Below are 18,255 nucleotides of genomic sequence, written 5' to 3' on the forward strand. Positions count from 1 at the left end.
GTCGGTTCGCCGGGACTCAGCCCATGTGCGGGTAGGTGTAGTCGGTCGGCGGGACCAGCGTCTCCTTGATGGCGCGGGTCAGGGTCCAGCGCATCAGGTTCTGCGGTGCACCGGCCTTGTCGTTGGTGCCGGAGGCACGGCCGCCGCCGAAGGGCTGCTGGCCGACGACGGCGCCGGTCGACTTGTCGTTGATGTAGAAGTTGCCGGCGGCGTAGCGGAGCTTGTTCGCCGTGTGGGCGGCCGCCGCGCGGTCGTTCGCGATGACCGAGCCGGTGAGGGCGTAGTCGGAGACGGACTCCATCTGGGTCAGCATCTCGTCGTACTTCTCGTCCTCGTAGACGTGCACGGCGATGACCGGGCCGAAGTACTCGGTGCGGAAGACCTCGTTCTCCGGGTCGGTGCACTCGATGACGGTCGGGCGGACGAACCAGCCCTCGGAGTCGTCGTAGGTGCCGCCCGCGACGATCGTGCAGGAGGGGTCCTCCTTGGCACGGTCGATGGCGGCCTTGTTCTTGGCGAAGGCACGCTCGTCGATGACGGCGCCGATGAAGTTCGACAGGTCGGTGACGTCGCCCATCTTGATGCCGTCGACCTCGGCGGCCCACTCCTCCTTGAAACCGGAGTTCCAGATCGAGGCGGGGATGTACGCCCGGGAGGTGGCGCTGCACTTCTGGCCCTGGTACTCGAAGGCACCCCGGGTCAGCGCTGTCTTCAGGATCGCCGGGTCGGCCGAGGGGTGGGCGACGAGGAAGTCCTTGCCGCCGGTCTCGCCGACCAGACGCGGGTAGGTGCGGTACTTCTCGATGTTGTTGCCGACCGTCTTCCACAGGTACTGGAAGGTCTTGGTCGAGCCGGTGAAGTGGATGCCCGCGAGGTCGCGGTGCTCCAGGGCGACCTTCGAGACCTCGATGCCGTCGCCGGTGACGAGGTTGATGACGCCCTTGGGCAGGCCGGCCTCCTCCAGGAGCTGCATGAGCAGCACGGCGGCGTGGGTCTGCGTCGGGGACGGCTTCCAGACGACGACGTTGCCCATCAGGGCCGGGGCCGTGGGCAGGTTGCCCGCGATCGCGGTGAAGTTGAAGGGCGTGATCGCGTAGACGAAGCCCTCCAGCGGGCGGTGGTCCAGGCGGTTCCACACACCCGGGGAGTTGGCCGGGGGCTGCTCGGCCAGGAGCTTGCGGGCGTAGGAGACGTTGAACCGCCAGAAGTCGATCAGCTCGCAGGGCGTGTCGATCTCGGCCTGCTGGGCGGTCTTGGACTGGCCGAGCATGGTGGAGGCGGCGAGCGTCTCGCGCCAGGGGCCGGACAGCAGCTCGGCGGCGCGCAGGATGATCGCCGCGCGGTCGTCGAAGGACATGGCGCGCCAGGCGGGCGCGGCGGCCAGGGCCGCGTCGATGGCGTCCTGGGCGTCCGCCTGCGTGGCGTTGCGGTACGTGCCGAGCACGGCCTGGTGGTTGTGCGGCTGGACGACCTTGAAGGCCTCACCGCCGCCCATCCGCTTCTCGCCGCCGATGGTGCAGGGCAGGTCGACCGGGTTGTCGGCCAGCTCCTTCAGGCGAGCCTCCAGCCGGGCACGCTCGGGCGAGCCGGGGGCGTAGCCGTGCACCGGCTCGTTGACGGGGGTGGGGACCTGGGTCACAGCGTCCATGTTTTCCGTAACTCCTTACTGAACGGTGTTTCGGTCTCAGCCCTTGGCGAGCCTCAGCCTTGCCTTGAGGAGCCTCGGCCCTGGTCGGGCTCTCAGCCCTTTGTCAGCATCGAGCGGGCGAAGAAGCGCAGGTTGGCCGGCTTCTCCGCGAGTCGGCGCATGAAGTAGCCGTACCAGTCGGTGCCGTAGGCCGTGTACACGCGCATCCGGTGGCCCTCGGCGGCCAGCCGCAGGTGCTCCTCGGTGCGGATGCCGTAGAGCATCTGGAACTCGTACTCGTCGAGCTTTCGCCCGGCGCGGTGGGCGAGCTCCTGGCCGATGGCGATCAGGCGCGGGTCGTGGGACCCGACCATCGGGTACCCCTCCCCCTCCATCAACGTCCTGAGGATCCGAACGTATGCCCGGTCGATCTCGTGTTTGTCCAGATACGCGACCGAGGACGGCTCCTTGTACGCGCCCTTGACGAGGCGCACCCGGCTGCCGTTCGCGGCGAGGCGGCGGGCGTCGGCCTCGGTGCGGAAGAGGTACGCCTGGATGACGCAGCCGGTCTGCGGGAAGTCCTTCCGCAGCTCCTCGTGGATGGCGAACATCGAGTCGAGGGTGGTGTGGTCCTCGGCGTCCAGGGTGACCGTGGTGCCGATCTCGGCGGCGGCCTCGACGACCGGGCGGACGTTGGCGAGGGCCAGTTCGTGGCCGCCGTCCAGCGCCTGCCCGAACATCGACAGCTTCACGGACATCTCGGCGCGGGTGCCGAGCTCCAGCGGCTTCAGGCGGTCGATCAGCTCCAGGTAGGCGTCCCGGGCGGCGGCGGCCTGCGCGGGGCTGGTGATGTCCTCGCCCACGACGTCCATCGTCAGCTCCAGGCCCTGCCCGGTGAGGTCCCGGATGACCGGAACGATGTCGTCGACGTCCTCGCCGGGGATGAACCGGTCGACGACCTGCCTGGTCACCGGGGCCGCCGAGATCAGGCGTCGCATCCGGTCGCTGCGCGACGCGGCGAGAATCACGGGACCCAGCACGGGGCACCTCCAGAGCACAACCAACGGATGGCCGGACCCCGGGCGGATGACGCTTCGGGTACGGCGCGGAGAACCACCGTGAAACCTAAGGATCCCCCCGATCGTCGGCCATCGACAGCTGTCACGCATCCGTGCCGCAGATCTCAGACAGATGTATGAAGGCTCCCCTGGAGTGCGGGACAATGCCCGGATGACGTCGGAACACAGGGGTGACTACGAGGAGCTGGTCGACGAGATCTCGGAGCTGCTCGGGGCGCCCGCGACGCTGGAGAACCGGGACTTCGAGCTGATCGCCTTCGGCGCGTACGACAGTGAGGGTGACCTCGATCCGTCGGCCCTGGACCCGGTGCGCACCCGCTCGATCCTGACCCGCCGCTCGACGTCGGCCGTCCGGGCGTGGTTCGAGGGCTTCGGCATCACCCGTGCGACGGGCCCGGTGCGTATCCCGCCGACGCCGGAGGCCGGGGTGTACCGGGGCCGGATCTGCCTGCCCGTCCGCCACCGGGGCGTGGTCCACGGCTATGTCTGGCTGCTGGACGACGATCCCGGCCCGAGCGAGCGCCAGCTGTCCGCCGCCATGCAGGTCACGGCCCGGATCGGCGCGCTGCTCGCGGACGAGGCCCAGCACGGCGCCGACCTCAGCCGCGAGCTGCGGGCCGTCCTCACGGCCGACCGCGACTGGCAGCGCGACATGGCCATCGCGGAACTCCGCACCGCCCTCGGTCCCCGCGCCGACGGCCTCCACACGGTGCTCTGCGTCGCCCCCTGGCCCACGGCCGACCCCGACGACGCCCCGTCGGTCCGCACGATGCCGGGCGCGACAGCCCTGTGCACCCTGCCGTGGGGGACCTCGTCCCAGTGCGTGGCCGTCCTGGTCCGCCTGCGCTCGGCGGACGTACTGACCCCGGCGACGACAGCGGCGGCCCGCCTGCTGGAACGGGCGGGCGGTCCGACGGGGCCCGACGCCCGGGGCGCGGCAAAGAGCCCCGCACGCGGGACGTCCACGGGCATGCCACGCGGAGCGGGCACCGGCACCGCTCCGTCCGGCCCGGCCGGCGGCGCCTCGCGCGCGGCGGGCACCGGCACCGCCTCCCCCGCCGCCGGTCTCGCGACACCCCGCTCCGGTCTCGCCGAGCTGGGAACCGCCTGGTGGGAGGCCTCGGCGGCGGCGCGGGCCGCCTTGGCCGAGTCCCGGCTGGGGCCCGTCGCCGAGTGGACGTCGATCGGGCCGTTCCGGCTGCTCACCGCGCTGCCGCCGGAGGTGGCCCGCGACCCGGCGGTACACGCCCTGCTCTTCCCCGTCCACCGGGAGCTGGCCCGTACCGCCGAGGTCTACCTCGACTGCGCCGGCCAGGCCGCCCGGGCCGCCGCCGAGCTGGGCATCCACCGTCAGACGCTGTACTACCGCCTGTCCCGGATCGAGAAGCTCACCGGCCTGGACCTGGACGACGGCGAGGACCGCCTGCTCCTGCACATGGCGCTGAAGGGGGCCCGGCTCGCACACGGTCAGGACATCGGGCCGTCCGGGTGAGTCCCCTCGCCTGAACGGGCGGTTTCGGCACGGAGCCACGCCGCCGGGTGCCGCGCGCGGTCACGGTTCTCCTGGCGTGCCATCGGCCGGGAGGAGTTCACGTGCGGAACCGACGCGCCTGGTCTGCGACGCGAACGGTGGTGGCGGGGCTGGCCTGCGGGGTGCTCGCGCTCGCGCTGCCGGGCAGCCACGCGAGTGCGGGGGCGGGCCGCCCTGCGGGCGCGGGGTCCGGAGCCGGGCAGGGCGAACGGGACGCGTCGACCGTGATCGAGTGGATGCGCACGGCGGGTGCCACCATCCGGGCCGAGGCCCACCCGGCCCCGCCCGAGTCGCTCATCTGGGACGCGTACGTCTCCACCGCCGTCTACAACGCCGTCGTCGGCATCGAGGGCCGCTACACGCCGTACAAGTGGGACGGGCGGGCGCCTCGTACGGCCTCGTCCGCGGCGGCCGCCGCCTCGGCCGCGCACCGGGTGCTGCGCCATCACTTCCCCGGAGCCGCGCCCCGGCTGGACACCGCCCTGACCGGCACTCTCGCGGAGATCCCCGACGGTGCGGCCGAGGACGAGGGCGTCGCGTTCGGGAAGCGCGCCGCCGACCACGTCATCGAACTCCGCCGTGACGACGGCCGGGGCGCGTCCGTACCGTTTCCCGCCCGTCCGCGCCCCGGCGTCTGGCGTCCCACCCCGCCCGGGCACGAGCCCTTCGCCAGTGCCTGGATCGGCCGGGTCCGGCCGCTGCTGCTGGACTCCCCGCACCAGTTCCGCCCCGGCCCGCCACCCTCACCGCGCTCCGCCCGGTACGCGCGGGACCTCCACGAGCTGGCGGCCTACGGAGGCCGGACCGGCTCGCACCGGACCCCCGAACAGACGGACACCGCCCGGTACTTCGCCGTCCTCGACCTGCAAGGGGCCCTGGGCGACCACGCCACCCGGCACGGGTTCGGCATCGCCGAGACGGCACGCCTGTACGCGGCGGCCAACACGGCGCAGGCGGACGCCGTCATCACCGCCTGGGACGCCAAGCTCCACTACGGCACCTGGCGGCCCGTCACCGCCATCCGGGAGGCCGACACCGACGGCAACCCGGCGACCCGGGCGGACCGGCGCTGGGAGCCGCTGCTCGTCACTCCGGCCCATCCCGACTACCTCAGTGGGCACGCCACCATGGGCGGTGCGCTGATGCGCATGCTGACCGGGGTCCTCGGCACCTCCCGCGTCGACCTGTACATCCGCTCGACCTCCACCGGCACGTCCCGCCACTACCGCTACGCCCACGAGTACGAACGGGACGTCGTCGACGCCCGGGTCTGGGGCGGGATCCACACCCGGACGGCCGACGAGGTGGGCGACGCCACCGGCCGGCGACTCGCCGCCTGGGCGCTGCGGACGTACTTCCGACCGGTTCCCTGACGCCCTGCCGCGGGCAGCCGATCGAGGACACTTCTGAAAACGATTGTCATCATGCTACGGTCGTGCCGCGTTCAATCATTTACCAGGCCTTGACCGAGGTGTCCCGTGCGCGTCCCCGCTCGTCTCGTCCCCCTCACTGCCCTCAGCGCGGCTTCCGCCCTGCTCACCGGCTGCTTCTCCGGTGGGCAGCCGGCCACCGACGACTCCGGGGCAGGGGGCAAGCGCATACGCGTCGCGATGATGCTGCCCCCGCGCTCGGCGCTGTCCCCGCTGTCCGACGACGCCTTCAAGCTGTCACGCTGGTCCACGGCGGAGACCCTGGTGAAGCTGAACGCGGACGGTGACGCCGAGCCGGCCCTGGCCACCGAGTGGACCCAGTCCGGCCGGAGCTGGACCTTCACCCTGCGCGACGGCGTCACCTTCCACGACGGGACGAAGCTCACCGCCGAAACCGTCGTCAACTCCCTGACCAAGGCCGCCGCCGCCTCCCCCAAGCCCCGCATCCTCGACGGCGTGGACCTGACCGCGAAGGCCGACGGCGACAAGGTCACCGTCACCACCGCCACCGAGGACCCCCTGGTCCCACAGCGGCTCAGCTCCCCGCAGCTGTCGATCCTTGCGGCCAAGGCCTACCGGGGCAAGACCGTCAGCCCCGTCGGCGCGGGCACCGGCCCCTTCGAGCTGACGAAGGTCAACGGCACCTCCTCCGCCGCCCTCGACCGCTACGACGGCTACTGGGGGAAGAAGGCCAAGGCCCCCGGCATCGACGTCCGGTTCGTCCCCGACGGCACCGCCCGTGCCGCCGCCCTGCGCACCGGCGAGGCCGACATCGTCGAGGCGGTGCCGGTCTCGCAGGCGGCGGTGCTGGACCAGGACCTGATCACCGAGGTGCCCATGCCGCGCACCAACACCCTGTACCTCAACACCGAGAAGGGCGTCTTCAAGGACGCCGCGCTGCGGGCGGCGGCCCGTGCGGCGATCGACGCCGAGTCGATCGTGAAGGGCGTGTACGAGGGGCGCGCCGATGTCGCCGAGGGGCTGCTCGGCCCCGCCCTGCCGTGGGCGGCCGAGCTGCGCGAGCCGGTGAAGCGGGCCGAGGCCGGCACCCCGGCCGGCAAGACGATCACCATCGGCACCTTCACCGACCGCGCCGAGTTGCCCGAGGTCGCCGCCGCGCTGCAACAGCAGCTGCAGAAGGCCGGGTTCAAGGTGAAGCTCGACGTCCGCGAGTACGCCAACATCGAGTCCGACGCGCTGGCGGGCCGCTTCGACGCGTTCATCCTCTCCCGCGCCACCGTGCTGGACTCCGGCGACCCGGCCGCCTACCTCTACAGCGACTTCGCCTCCGACGGCTCCTTCAACATCTCCCAGCTCGCGGACCCGGCCGTCGACAAGGCCCTGAAGAAGGCCGGCCGGACGCCGACCGGCGACGTCCGGCGCAAGGCGGTCATCGCCGCCGAGGCAGCCGTACTCGGCACGGACGCGGCCGTGCCCATGCTGCACGAACGCGTGATCCAGGGCGACGCCGCCGGCGTGACCGGTGTCGCCCACGACCCGCGCGAGCGGGAACTGGTCACGGCGGACACCTACGTCAAGTGAGAGCCCGGATACGGCGGTTGGCGGACGCCGCCGCTCTGACCCGCCTGCTCAGTCTGATCGCCGTCCTGGCCGCCGTCGGCCTGCTGCCCTGGCTCTCCGGCCGGGACCCGGCGCTCGCCGTGCTGCGGGCCCGATCCGCCGAGCAGGACCCGACGAAGGAAGCCCTGGACTCCGTACGGCGGGACCTCGGTCTGGACGCCGGGCCCCTGTCCCTGCTCGGCCACTGGGCCTCGGACCTGCTGCACGGCGACCTCGGCACCTCCTGGGTGTCGGGCACCGAGGTCCTGCCCTCGGTGGTCTCCGGGCTCCAGGTGTCACTGGCGCTGATGGGCGCCTCGCTCGGCCTGGCGCTGCTGCTGGCGTGCACCCTGGTCGCGCCGGTGCTGGTGCGGGGCCGGTCCTCGGCCGGGGCCTGGGCCGCGATGCTGGTCGCCATACCCGAGTTCCTGCTGGCCACGGTCGTGCTGCTGGTGTTCGGAGTGTGGCTGGGGTGGCTGCCGACGTCGGGCTGGGCGGGGCCGGAGAACATGGTCCTGCCCGCCGTGGCCCTCGGCGTCCCCGGCGGCGCCCTGCTCGGGCGTCTGGTCGCGGACGCGCTGCCCGCCGTGCTCGACGAGCGGTGGGTGGAGCTGTGGCGGGGCGCCGGGGTGAGCCGGGCGCGGATCGCCGGGGCGGCCCTGCGCCGCGTCCTGCCGCCGCTGGTCCCGCAGTTCGGGATGGTCGCCGTGGGGCTCACCGGAGGCGCGGTCGCCGTGGAGACGGTCTTCGCGGTGCCGGGCATCGGCCGTACCGCGCTCGGCGCGGCCAAGTCACAGGACCTGCCGCTGCTCCAGGGCGCGGTGCTCGCGCTGCTCGCGCTCGGGCTGGTCACGGGCGCGCTGGCGGCGCTCGCCCGGCGGCGGCTGCTGGGCCCGGCCCTGCGGGACGCCTCGCTGGCACTGCCCCCGGCACGGCCGGTGCGCGCACATCCCGCGGTCCCGTTGTCGCTGTTCACCGTCCTCGCCGTCACCATCGGCTGGGGCCTGCTGCGCGACCCGTACGCCGTCAACACCACGGCCCGGCTGGCCGCGCCCTCCTGGGCGCACCCGCTCGGCACCGACGGCCTCGGCCGTGACGTGCTCGCGCGCCTCGGTCACGGCGCCGCCTCCACGGCCGGCACGGCGGCGGCCGTCTGCCTGCTGAGCCTGCTGGTCGCGCTCGTCCTGGGCTTCCTGCCCCGGATCGCGGAGGGCGCCGCGGACATCGCCAACGCCCTGCCCCCGGTGATCGTCGGCATCCTGGTCGCGGCGGCCGTCGGCCCCGGCACCGGCGGCGCGGCCCTCGCGGTCGCGCTGATCTCCTGGCCTGCCCTGTCCGCGCACGCGGCGGCGCTGGTGCAGGAGGTGCGGGCGTCGGCGTTCCTGACCGCCCAACGGGCCATCGGGGCGAGCCCGTTCTGGATCCTCACCCGGCACGTCCTGCCGTCGGTGGCCGCCCCGGTCGCCCGCCACGCCCTGCTGCGCCTGCCGGGCATCGCCCTGGCCCTGGCCTCGCTGGGCTTCCTGGGTCTGGGCGCCCAGCCGCCCGCCCCCGAGTGGGGTCTGCTGCTCGACGAGTCCCGCGCCTATGTGGAGCGCGCCCCTTGGGCCGCCCTCGCCCCGGCGGTGGCGCTGGCCCTGCTCGCGGGCCTCGCGGTGTCGGGCGCGGCACTGACACAGGGCCGGAGGGGACGGCGAGCCACCCCGACTCCGGTCAAGATGACGAAGGAGGCCCCCGTTGGAGTCTGAGCCGCTGCTGTCGGTGCGCGAGTTGCGGATCGCCTTCGACGGGGTCGAGGCCGTGCGCGGCCTGTCCTTCGACGTCCGGCCTCGCGAAGTGCTGGCGATCGTCGGCGAGTCGGGGGCGGGCAAGTCCCTCACGGCCCGCGCGCTCCTCGGCATGCTGCCGCGCGGCGCGACGACGAGCGGGACGATCAGCCCGGACCTCTCGGCCCACCGGGGCCGGCGCGTCTCCCTCGTCCCGCAGGACGCCCTGTCGGCCCTGTCACCCGTGCACCGGGTGGGTGACCAACTCGCCGCCGCCGTGCGGTCGGTGGCCGGGGTCTCGCGCACCGAGGCCCGGGCCCGGGCGGTCGCGGCCCTGGACCGCGTCGGCATCCCGGACGCGGCACGCAAGGCGCGGGCGTATCCGCACGAGTACTCCGGCGGCATGCGGCAGCGGGCCGTGATCGCCATGGCCACGATCAACGAACCGGACATCGTGGTCGCCGACGAACCCACCACCGCCCTCGACGAGGAGCGCCGCGACCAGGTGCTGCGGCTGCTCGCCGAGCAGCGGGAGGCGGTCGGCGCCGCGCTCGTCCTGGTCACGCACGACATGGACGTCGTGCGGGGCCACGCGGATCGTGTGCTGGTCATGTACGCCGGACGCCTCACCGAACTCGGCGCCGCCGACGAGGTACTGGCCCGCCCCCGCGCCCCCTACACGGCCGGACTGCTGGCATCCCTCCCGCAGAACGCGCCCCCGGGCCGTCGCCTCCCCGCCCTGCGCGGCACCCCGCCCGCCCCGGGCGCCCTTCCGCCGGGCTGCGCCTTCGCCCCGCGCTGCCCGCTCGCGGCGGACTCCTGCCACACGGCGGAACCGGAGCCACGGCAGGTCTCCGGCCGCCTGGTCGCCTGCCACCGCTGGGAGGAACTCCCCTACCCGGCCGCCGAGTTGTTCCTGAAGGAGCGGCAGCCCGCATGACCGAACCCCTGCTCGACGTCCGCGACCTGGTCGTCCGGTACGGCCCGGTCACCGCCGTGGACGGCGTCTCCTTCGCCCTGGCCGCCGGCGAGACCCTCGCCCTGAACGGCCCGTCCGGCTGCGGCAAGTCGTCCACAGCTCTGGCGGTACTCCAGCTGCCCCGCCCGGCCGGTGGTGAAGTCCACTTCGAGGGACGTGAGTTGACGGCCCTCACCGAACGCGAACTACGCCCGCTGCGGCCCCGTATGCAGCCCGTCTTCCAGGACCCGTACGGCTCGCTGAGTCCCCGCCACCGCATCCGCGACGCCATCGCCGAACCGCTGAAGATCCAGGGCCGCTGGCATCCCGCCGACGGCCCGGCCCGGGTCGCCGAACTCCTCGACCGGGTCGGCCTCGACCCCGCGTACGGCGACCGCCACCCGCACGAGCTCTCCGGCGGCCAGTGCCAGCGCGCCGGCATCGCCCGTGCCCTGGCGTCCGAACCGCGGCTGCTGGTACTCGACGAGCCGGTGTCGTCACTCGACCCTTCGGTACGCGCGGGCGTGCTGAACCTGCTCGCCGACCTCCAGGACGACCTGGGTCTCGGCTACCTGTTCATCTGCCACGACCGGGCGGTCGTACGGCACTTCGCGGACCGGATCGTCGAGATGCGCGAGGGACGCGTCGGCGTCACTTCCGGGTAGCGGCCTCGATCACCTGGCGGAGCCCCTCGGCGAGCTGCCCGGCCTCGGGAGCGCTCTTCGGGTCGAAGGTCCACTGCGCCATGAGACCCATCATCAGGGTCAGGTAGAAGTACCCGAGGGTGTCCACCCGCTCCTCGGGGACGTCCTCCTCGCGCCCGCCGTGGAAGAGCGTGACGATGCCGCGCGCCCCCTCCCGCTGGGCCCGTGCGAGATGCTCCCGCACCTCCGGCAGCTGGTCGCCCATGGCCACGATCTCCATGCTGAGCCGCCACATCGAACCGGGCTCGCGCATGGTGGCGATGATGTTCGCCCACACCGCGGCGAACCGCTCCGGCGACCCCGGTTCCCCGCTCAGCTCGCCGCCTCCCTCGAAGGCTTCGGACATCCCCTCCACCATCTCGACGTACGCCCGCGCGAGCAGCGCGTCCTTCGAGCCGTAGTGGTAGCCGATCGACGCCAGATTGGTCCCCGACTCCTTGACGATGTCGCGCGCCGTCGTGCGCACGAACCCCTTCGCCATCAGGCAGCGCTTGGCGCCTTCGAGCAGATCCTCACGGTGTCCCATGGCTCGTCACCCTACTCCGACATCCAGACGTCCGTCTTATACAAACGTCCTAGACAAGCGTTTAAGACGCCCGTACAGTCCTGCCCCATGACGACGAACCCACACCCTCCCGCCCGCGCCGGCCGCCGCGAATGGACGGCTCTCGGCGTGCTGATGCTGCCGCTGCTGCTGGTTTCGATGGACGTGTCCGTCCTGTACTTCGCGATCCCCGCGATCAGCGCGGATCTGGAGCCGAGCGCCACCCAGCAGCTGTGGATCTTCGACATCTACGGCTTCGTCCTGGCCGGCCTGCTGATGACGATGGGCTCGCTCGGCGACCGCATCGGCCGCCGCAGGCTCCTGCTGGTCGGAGCCGCCGCCTTCGGTACGGCCTCCCTGGTCGCGGCCTACGCCAACAGCGCCGAGACCCTGATCGCCGCCCGCGCCGTCCTCGGTATCGGCGGCGCGACGCTGATGCCGTCCACGATGGCGCTGGTGCGCACGATGTTCACCGACCCCGCGCAGCGCACCAAGGCGATCGGGGTGTGGTCCGGTGTGATGACGGCCGGCATCGCGCTCGGCTCGGTGATGAGCGGTGTGCTCGTCGAGCACTTCTGGTGGGGCTCGGTCTTCCTGGTCAACCTGCCCGCGATGCTGCTGCTCCTGGTCCTTGGTCCAGTCCTGCTGCCCGAGTCACGCAACCCGCGCCCCGGCCGCTTCGACCGGGTGAGCGTGCCCCTGTCGATGGCGGCGGTGCTCCCGGTGATCTACGGCCTGAAGGAACTCGCGTCGGAGGGCTGGAACGTGCGGTACGTGATGTCGGTGACGGTCGGCCTGCTCTTCGCCGCCCTGTTCGTCCACCGCCAGCGCACGGCGGTGTCCCCGCTGATCTCGCCGGAGCTGTTCCGGGACCGCGGCTTCACCCCGGCCGTCGTCCTCAACCTCGTCGCCGCCTTCGGCATGATGGGCTCGGCGTACTTCACGACCCAGTACATCCAGTCGGTCCTGGACAAGAGCCCCCTCGAAGCCGCGCTGTGGAGCCTGCTGCCGTCGGTGCCCATCGGGCTCGCGGCGCCGGTCGGCGCACGGCTCGTGCAGCGGGGCGTTCCGCGCGCTCACGTCGTCGGCGCGGGCTTCGCCGTCAGCGCGTGCGGTTACGTGATGCTGGCCCTGGCCGGAACGGACTCCCTCTGGCTGCTGCTGGCCGCATGCGGCGTCCTGGCCTGCGGCATCGTCGCCGTCATGTCCCAGGTGGCGGACCTGGCCCTGAGCGCCGCTCCGGTGGAGAAAGCCGGCGCGGCCTCGTCCCTGCTGGAGACCGGGACGGAGTTCGGCGGCGCGCTGAGCATGGCGTTCCTCGGCTCCATCGGTACGGCCGTCTACCGCCACGAGATCCCGGCCCCGGCCCCCGCTCCGGCCCGCGAGACACTGGGCGGCGCCCTGGCCGTCGCCGACCGGATGCCGGGGCGCGCGGGGGACGCCCTGGCGACGGCGGCACGCGAGGCCTTCACCAGCGGCATGCACGCGGCGGCGATCACGGGCGCGGTGCTGCTGGCCGGTGCGGCGGCAGCCGCGGCGGTGACCCTGCGGCGGGTCCACATACGGGAAAACGCCGGACGAGCTGATCGACTCAGCCCGTCCGGCGTGTGAGGACGAACCCGTTCAGGGCGAACGGGGGCCCGGGGGCGTCAGCCCCCAGGGAGCATCAGACCAGGTTCACGGAACGAGCCGAGGTCGCCCCGATCTCCGCCGCCACCTCGGCCAGGACACCGGGGTTGACCGTGTCGTCCACGGTCAGCACCGCAAGCGCCTCGCCGCCGGCCACGGCCCGGGACACCTGCATGCCGGCGATGTTGATGCCCGCCTCGCCGAGGATGCGGCCCACCGTGCCGACGACGCCCGGCCGGTCCTCGTACTTCAGGACGACCATGTGCTCGGCGAGCGCGAGGTCGACATCGTACTCGCCGACGGCGACGATCTTCTGCAGGTGCTTGGGACCGGCGAGCGTGCCGGAGACCGACACCTCCTCGCCGTCGGCGAGGGTGCCGCGCACGGTGACGACGTTACGGTGCTCGGTCGCCTCCGAGCTGGTGGTCAGCCGCACCTCGACCCCGCGCTCCTGGGCGAACAGCGGGGCGTTGACGTACGACACCGTCTCGTCGACGACGTCCTCGAAGACACCCTTGAGGGCGGACAGCTCCAGCACCTTCACGTCGTGCTGGGTGATCTCGCCGTACACCTCGACGTCGAGGCGGACCGCGACCTCACCGGCGAGCGCGGTGAAGATCCGGCCCAGGCGCTCGGCGAGCGGCAGACCCGGCTTGACGTCCTCGGCGATGACGCCGCCCTGGACATTCACCGCGTCCGGCACGAGCTCACCGGCGAGCGCGAGACGCACGGAACGGGCGACGGCGATACCGGCCTTCTCCTGCGCCTCGTCGGTGGAGGCACCGAGGTGCGGGGTGCACACGACCTGGTCGAACTCGAAGAGCGGCGAGTCGGTGCACGGCTCCTTGGCGTACACGTCGAGGCCGGCACCGGCGACCCGGCCCTCCTTGAGGGCGGAGTACAGCGCCTCCTCGTCGACGATCCCGCCGCGCGCGGCGTTGACGATGCGCACGCTCGGCTTGACCTTGCGCAGCGCCTCGTCGCCGATCAGGCCGAGGGTCTCGGGGGTCTTGGGGAGGTGGACGGTGATGAAGTCGGAGACCTCCAGCAGCTCGTCCAGCGACAGCACCTTCACGCCCATCTGCGCGGCGCGGGCCGGCTGCACGTACGGGTCGTAGGCGACGACCTTCATGCCGAAGGCGGACATGCGCTGGGCGACCAGCGCACCGATCCGTCCCAGACCCACGACACCGAGGGTCTTCTCGGCCAGCTCCACGCCCGTGTACTTGCTGCGCTTCCACTCGCCGTTCTTCAGCGCGGCGTTGGCCTGCGGGATGTTGCGGGCGGTGGCGAGGAGGAGACCGCAGGCGAGCTCGGCGGCGGTCACGATGTTCGAGGTGGGGGCGTTGACGACCATCACGCCGGCCTTGGTGGCGGCGGAGACGTCCACGTTGTCCAGGCCGACGCCGGCTCGCGCGACGACCTTGAGCTTGTTCGCGGCGGCGATCGCCTCGGCGTCGACCTTGGTGGCCGAACGGATCAGGATCGCGTCCACCTCGGCGATGGCCGGGAGCAGCTCGGCCCGGTCCGCGCCGTTGCACTGCCGGATCTCGAAGTCCGGGCCCAGCGCGTCGACGGTGGCGGGCGACAGCTCTTCAGCGATGAGTACGACTGGTTTCGAGCTCACGTGAGTCCTCACAAGTCCAATGCTGCGGACGGCCGTCCCGACGGCCGCAGGCGGTGGAGGGATGCTTGCCGCGTGGAAGACGCACGACGCTGTGGGCCTGACGCGTATGTGTGCAGCAGTCTAGTGGCGCACGGGGCGTCGTCTTGTGCCGCTGCGGAAGGATCACCCGTCCGTGGCCGGACGGGATGGACAACGCCGTACCACCGACGTTACCCCGGGTCAGCCGAGAGGGCCGGAGCCTGTCGCTCCGGCCCCCGGCCGTGAGGCTTACGCCTCCTCGTCGACCCAGCTCATGAGCTTGCGCAGCTCCTTGCCGGTGGTCTCCAGCAGGTGCTCGGAGTCCTGCTTCTTGTACTCGTTGTACTTCTTCAGACCGCCGTGGTACTCGTCCATCCACTGCCTCGCGAAGGAGCCGTCCTGGATCTCGGCGAGGACCTTCTTCATCTCGGCCTTGGTGGCGTCCGTGATGATGCGCGGGCCGGTCACGTAGTCGCCCCACTCGGCGGTCTCGGAGATCGACCAGCGCATCTTCTCCAGGCCGCCCTCGTACATGAGGTCCACGATCAGCTTCAGCTCGTGCAGGCACTCGAAGTACGCGATCTCCGGCTGGTAGCCGGCCTCGGTCAGCGTCTCGAAGCCCGCCTTCACCAGCGCGGCCGTACCACCGCAGAGGACGGCCTGCTCACCGAACAGGTCGGTCTCGGTCTCCTCGGTGAAGGTCGTCTTGATGACGCCGGCGCGGGTGCCGCCGATGCCCTTGGCGTACGACAGGGCCAGCGCGAAGGCGTTGCCCGTGGCGTCCTGCTCGACGGCGGCGATGCAGGGAACGCCGCGGCCCTCCTCGTACTGGCGGCGGACCAGGTGGCCCGGGCCCTTCGGGGCGACCATGCAGACGTCCACGCCGGCCGGGGGCTTGATGAAGCCGTAGCGGATGTTCAGGCCGTGGCCGAAGAACAGCGCGTCGCCGTCCTTCAGGTGGGGGGCGATGTGCTCCTCGTAGACCTGGGCCTGGATCGGGTCCGGGACGAGGATCATGATGACGTCGGCCTCGGCGGCGGCCTCCGACGGCGTCACCACGCGCAGGCCCTGCTCCTCGGCCTTGGCCTTGGACTTGGAGCCCTCGTGCAGACCGACGCGGACGTCGACACCCGAGTCACGGAGCGACAGCGCGTGGGCGTGGCCCTGGCTGCCGTAACCGATGACCGCGACCTTGCGGCCCTGGATGATGGACAGGTCGGCGTCGGCGTCGTAGAACAGCTCGGCCACTTTGGGTTCTCTCCTCGGGAGTGCAGGTGTTGCGTCCCACCGTATGACGGGGGGCGGAAGGGAAGTCTGAGGGTCTCGGAATACGGGCGGCCGACGGCGCGCCGACCGCCCGATTCAGGTCTTAAGCCGACCGGTCCAGGGCGCGCAGCGACCGGTCCGTGATGGAACGGGCACCGCGGCCGATCGCGATCGTGCCGGACTGGACGAGCTCCTTGATGCCGTACGGTTCCAGCATCTTGAGCATGGCGGACAGCTTCTCGCCGGATCCGGTGGCCTCGATGGTGACGGCCTCCGGGGAGACGTCGACGGTCTTGGCGCGGAACAGCTGGACGATCTCGACGATCTGGGAGCGCGTCTCGTTGTCGGCGCGCACCTTCACCAGGACGAGTTCGCGCTGCACCGCCTGCGACGGCTCCAGCTCGACGATCTTCAGCACGTTGACGAGCTTGTTGAGCTGCTTGGTCACCTGCTCCAGCGGCAGGTCCTCCACCCCCACGACGATGGTGATCCGGGAGATGTCGGGGTGCTCGGTGACGCCGACGGCGAGCGAGTCGATGTTGAAGCCGCGGCGGGAGAACAGCGCGGCGATCCGGGCGAGGATGCCGGGGGTGTTCTCCACCAGGACGGAGAGCGTGTGCTTGGACATGATCTCTTCGGTCTCTCTCGCTCAGTCGTCTTCGTTGTCGCCGAAGTCGGGGCGGACGTCCCGGGCGGCCATGATCTCGTCGTTGGAGGTGCCGGCGGCGACCATCGGCCAGACCATCGCGTCCTCGTGGACGATGAAGTCGACGACGACCGGGCGGTCGTTGACCGAGTTCGCCTCTTCGATGACCTTGTCGAGGTCGTCCGGGGACTCGCAGCGGATGGCGTAGCAGCCCATGGCCTCCGACAGCTTGACGAAGTCGGGGACGCGGGTGCCGCGGGCCTCGGGGTTGACGTCGTCCGGGCCGGAGTGCAGCACGGTGTTGGAGTACCGCTGGTTGTAGAAGAGGGTCTGCCACTGGCGGACCATCCCGAGGGCGCCGTTGTTGATGACGGCGACCTTGATCGGGATGTTGTTCAGGGCGCAGGTGGTGAGCTCCTGGTTGGTCATCTGGAAGCAGCCGTCACCGTCGATGGCCCAGACGGCCCGCTCGGGTGCGCCGGCCTTGGCGCCCATGGCGGCCGGGACGGCGTAGCCCATCGTTCCGGCGCCGCCGGAGTTCAGCCAGGTGCCCGGCTTGTCGTACTCGATGAAGTGGGCGGCCCACATCTGGTGCTGGCCGACGCCCGCCGCGAAGATCGTGCCCTCGGGGGCGAGCTGCCCGATGCGCTCGATGACCGCTTGCGGGGACAGCGAGCCGTCGTCGGGCTGGTCGTAGCCGAGCGGGTAGGTCTCGCGCCAGCGGTTCAGGTCGTTCCACCACATGCCGTAGTCGCCCTGGTGGCCCTCGCTGTGCTCCTTCTGCACGGCCTGGATCAGGTCGGCGATGACCTCGCGGGCGTCACCGACGATCGGCACGTCGGCGGCGCGGTTCTTGCCGATCTCGGCCGGGTCGATGTCCGCGTGGACGATCTTGGCGAGCGGCGCGAAGCTGTCCAGCTTGCCGGTGACGCGGTCGTCGAAGCGGGCACCGAGGGCGACGATCAGGTCGGCCTTCTGGAGGGCGGTGACGGCGGCCACGGAGCCGTGCATGCCCGGCATGCCCAGGTGCTGCGGGTGGTTGTCGGGGAACGCGCCGAGCGCCATCAGGGTGGTGGTGACGGGCGCGCCGGTGAGCTCGGCGAGGACCTTCAGCTCTGCGGTGGCCTTGGCCTTGAGCACGCCGCCGCCGACGTACAGCACGGGCCGCCTGGCCTGGGTGATGAGCTTGGCGGCCTCGCGGATCTGCTTGGCGTGCGGCTTGGTGACGGGCCGGTAGCCGGGCAGGTCCATGGTGGGCGGCCAGGAGAAGGTGGTCTTCGCCTGGAGCGCGTCCTTGGCGATGTCGACCAGGACCGGGCCGGGGCGGCCGGTGGAGGCGATGTGGAACGCCTGGGCGATGATCCGCGGGATGTCCTCGGCCTTGGTGACGAGGAAGTTGTGCTTGGTGATCGGCATGGTGATGCCGACGATGTCCGCCTCCTGGAAGGCGTCCGTGCCGATCGCCTTGGACGCCACCTGGCCGGTGATCGCGACCAGCGGCACGGAGTCCATGTGCGCGTCGGCGATCGGGGTGACCAGGTTGGTGGCGCCCGGGCCCGAGGTGGCCATGCAGACGCCGACCTTGCCGGTGGCCTGCGCGTAGCCGGTGGCGGCGTGACCGGCGCCCTGCTCGTGGCGGACCAGGACGTGGCGCACCCTGGTGGAGTCCATCAGCGGGTCGTAGGCCGGGAGGATCGCACCGCCGGGAATGCCGAATACCGTGTCGGCGCCGACCTCCTCGAGGGAACGGATGAGGGACTGCGCGCCCGTCACCTGCTCGGGGGCGGAGTGCTGTCCTCCGGATCGGGGCCGGGGCTGCGGGTGATGGGCCCCGGTGGCCTGCTCGGTCATCGGCATTCTCTTCTCAGAT

At 71.8% G+C, this 18,255-nt stretch carries 14 protein-coding genes; 7 read left to right on the top strand and 7 right to left on the bottom strand.

Going from position 1 to position 18,255, the window contains the following annotated elements:
• Positions 1 to 16: 16 nt before the first annotated feature.
• The gene (pruA, locus tag SCNRRL3882_RS11695) at positions 17 to 1,648 is read right to left on the bottom strand and encodes an L-glutamate gamma-semialdehyde dehydrogenase (protein ID WP_010048652.1); all 1,632 of its coding nucleotides are present in this window, start codon (positions 1,646 to 1,648) and stop codon (positions 17 to 19) included.
• Between the two features lie 92 nt (positions 1,649 to 1,740).
• Positions 1,741 to 2,667 carry a proline dehydrogenase family protein gene (locus SCNRRL3882_RS11700; RefSeq protein WP_010048650.1) on the bottom strand — a complete coding sequence of 309 codons (927 nt, stop codon included), beginning with the start codon at positions 2,665 to 2,667 and terminating at the stop codon, positions 1,741 to 1,743.
• 190 nt (positions 2,668 to 2,857) lie between these two features.
• Here SCNRRL3882_RS11700 and SCNRRL3882_RS11705 point away from each other — a divergent pair, with 190 nt between their 5' ends.
• From SCNRRL3882_RS11705 to SCNRRL3882_RS11730, 6 genes are all read left to right on the top strand, one after another.
• Complete coding sequence (locus SCNRRL3882_RS11705; RefSeq protein ID WP_040904433.1) at positions 2,858 to 4,198, top strand: PucR family transcriptional regulator; 1,341 nt, start codon at positions 2,858 to 2,860, stop codon at positions 4,196 to 4,198.
• Between the two features lie 101 nt (positions 4,199 to 4,299).
• Positions 4,300 to 5,610: a vanadium-dependent haloperoxidase gene (locus tag SCNRRL3882_RS11710; RefSeq protein WP_231911112.1), complete on the top strand. Its 1,311-nt coding sequence runs from the start codon at positions 4,300 to 4,302 to the stop codon at positions 5,608 to 5,610.
• 105 nt (positions 5,611 to 5,715) lie between these two features.
• Positions 5,716 to 7,209 carry an ABC transporter substrate-binding protein gene (locus SCNRRL3882_RS11715; RefSeq protein ID WP_010048643.1) on the top strand — a complete coding sequence of 498 codons (1,494 nt, stop codon included), beginning with the start codon at positions 5,716 to 5,718 and terminating at the stop codon, positions 7,207 to 7,209.
• Entirely contained in the window at positions 7,206 to 8,975 is a 1,770-nt protein-coding gene (locus tag SCNRRL3882_RS11720) for an ABC transporter permease subunit (RefSeq protein WP_050810347.1), read from the top strand. The genes SCNRRL3882_RS11715 and SCNRRL3882_RS11720 overlap by 4 nt, the downstream gene beginning before the upstream one ends.
• Positions 8,965 to 9,933 (top strand): ABC transporter ATP-binding protein, encoded by a 969-nt coding sequence (locus tag SCNRRL3882_RS11725; protein WP_010048641.1) that lies wholly within the window; start codon positions 8,965 to 8,967, stop codon positions 9,931 to 9,933. The genes SCNRRL3882_RS11720 and SCNRRL3882_RS11725 overlap by 11 nt, the downstream gene beginning before the upstream one ends.
• Complete coding sequence (locus SCNRRL3882_RS11730) at positions 9,930 to 10,616, top strand: ATP-binding cassette domain-containing protein (protein WP_010048640.1); 687 nt, start codon at positions 9,930 to 9,932, stop codon at positions 10,614 to 10,616. Before SCNRRL3882_RS11725 ends, SCNRRL3882_RS11730 begins: the two co-directional genes overlap by 4 nt.
• On the opposite strand, the gene SCNRRL3882_RS11735 is transcribed toward SCNRRL3882_RS11730, so the two are convergent.
• Positions 10,603 to 11,181: a TetR/AcrR family transcriptional regulator gene (locus SCNRRL3882_RS11735; protein ID WP_010048639.1), complete on the bottom strand. Its 579-nt coding sequence runs from the start codon at positions 11,179 to 11,181 to the stop codon at positions 10,603 to 10,605. The two genes, SCNRRL3882_RS11730 and SCNRRL3882_RS11735, sit on opposite strands and share 14 nt — an antisense overlap.
• Before the next feature lie 87 nt (positions 11,182 to 11,268).
• Here SCNRRL3882_RS11735 and SCNRRL3882_RS11740 point away from each other — a divergent pair, with 87 nt between their 5' ends.
• Complete coding sequence (locus SCNRRL3882_RS11740) at positions 11,269 to 12,810, top strand: MFS transporter (RefSeq protein WP_029181788.1); 1,542 nt, start codon at positions 11,269 to 11,271, stop codon at positions 12,808 to 12,810.
• Positions 12,811 to 12,865: 55 nt separating this feature from the next.
• Here SCNRRL3882_RS11740 and serA read toward each other — a convergent pair whose 3' ends face one another.
• The 4 genes from serA to SCNRRL3882_RS11760 form a co-directional block, all read right to left on the bottom strand.
• Positions 12,866 to 14,455, bottom strand: coding sequence for a phosphoglycerate dehydrogenase (gene serA / locus SCNRRL3882_RS11745; protein WP_010048637.1), 1,590 nt, complete (start codon positions 14,453 to 14,455; stop codon positions 12,866 to 12,868).
• 267 nt (positions 14,456 to 14,722) lie between these two features.
• Positions 14,723 to 15,721, bottom strand: a complete 999-nt coding sequence (gene ilvC, locus SCNRRL3882_RS11750) for a ketol-acid reductoisomerase (protein WP_010048635.1) — start codon at positions 15,719 to 15,721, stop codon at positions 14,723 to 14,725.
• A 121-nt stretch (positions 15,722 to 15,842) separates the two neighbouring features.
• Complete coding sequence (ilvN, locus tag SCNRRL3882_RS11755; RefSeq protein WP_010048631.1) at positions 15,843 to 16,367, bottom strand: acetolactate synthase small subunit; 525 nt, start codon at positions 16,365 to 16,367, stop codon at positions 15,843 to 15,845.
• A 21-nt stretch (positions 16,368 to 16,388) separates the two neighbouring features.
• Entirely contained in the window at positions 16,389 to 18,236 is a 1,848-nt protein-coding gene (locus tag SCNRRL3882_RS11760) for an acetolactate synthase large subunit (protein ID WP_010048628.1), read from the bottom strand.
• Positions 18,237 to 18,255 lie beyond the last annotated feature (19 nt).

The sequence above is a fragment of the Streptomyces chartreusis NRRL 3882 genome (assembly GCF_900236475.1).
GTDB classification, from domain to species: Bacteria; Actinomycetota; Actinomycetes; order Streptomycetales; family Streptomycetaceae; genus Streptomyces; species Streptomyces chartreusis_D.

What these genes read in the sequence shown, in the direction of transcription:
- pruA (WP_010048652.1), bottom strand. Translation starts at nt 1,648, where the DNA reads ATGGACGCTGTGACCCAGGTCCCCACCCCCGTCAACGAGCCGGTGCAC.
- SCNRRL3882_RS11705 (WP_040904433.1), top strand. Translation starts at nt 2,858, where the DNA reads ATGACGTCGGAACACAGGGGTGACTACGAGGAGCTGGTCGACGAGATC.
- SCNRRL3882_RS11730 (WP_010048640.1), top strand. Translation starts at nt 9,930, where the DNA reads ATGACCGAACCCCTGCTCGACGTCCGCGACCTGGTCGTCCGGTACGGC.
- SCNRRL3882_RS11735 (WP_010048639.1), bottom strand. Translation starts at nt 11,181, where the DNA reads ATGGGACACCGTGAGGATCTGCTCGAAGGCGCCAAGCGCTGCCTGATG.
- SCNRRL3882_RS11740 (WP_029181788.1), top strand. Translation starts at nt 11,269, where the DNA reads ATGACGACGAACCCACACCCTCCCGCCCGCGCCGGCCGCCGCGAATGG.
- ilvN (WP_010048631.1), bottom strand. Translation starts at nt 16,367, where the DNA reads ATGTCCAAGCACACGCTCTCCGTCCTGGTGGAGAACACCCCCGGCATC.
- SCNRRL3882_RS11760 (WP_010048628.1), bottom strand. Translation starts at nt 18,236, where the DNA reads ATGACCGAGCAGGCCACCGGGGCCCATCACCCGCAGCCCCGGCCCCGA.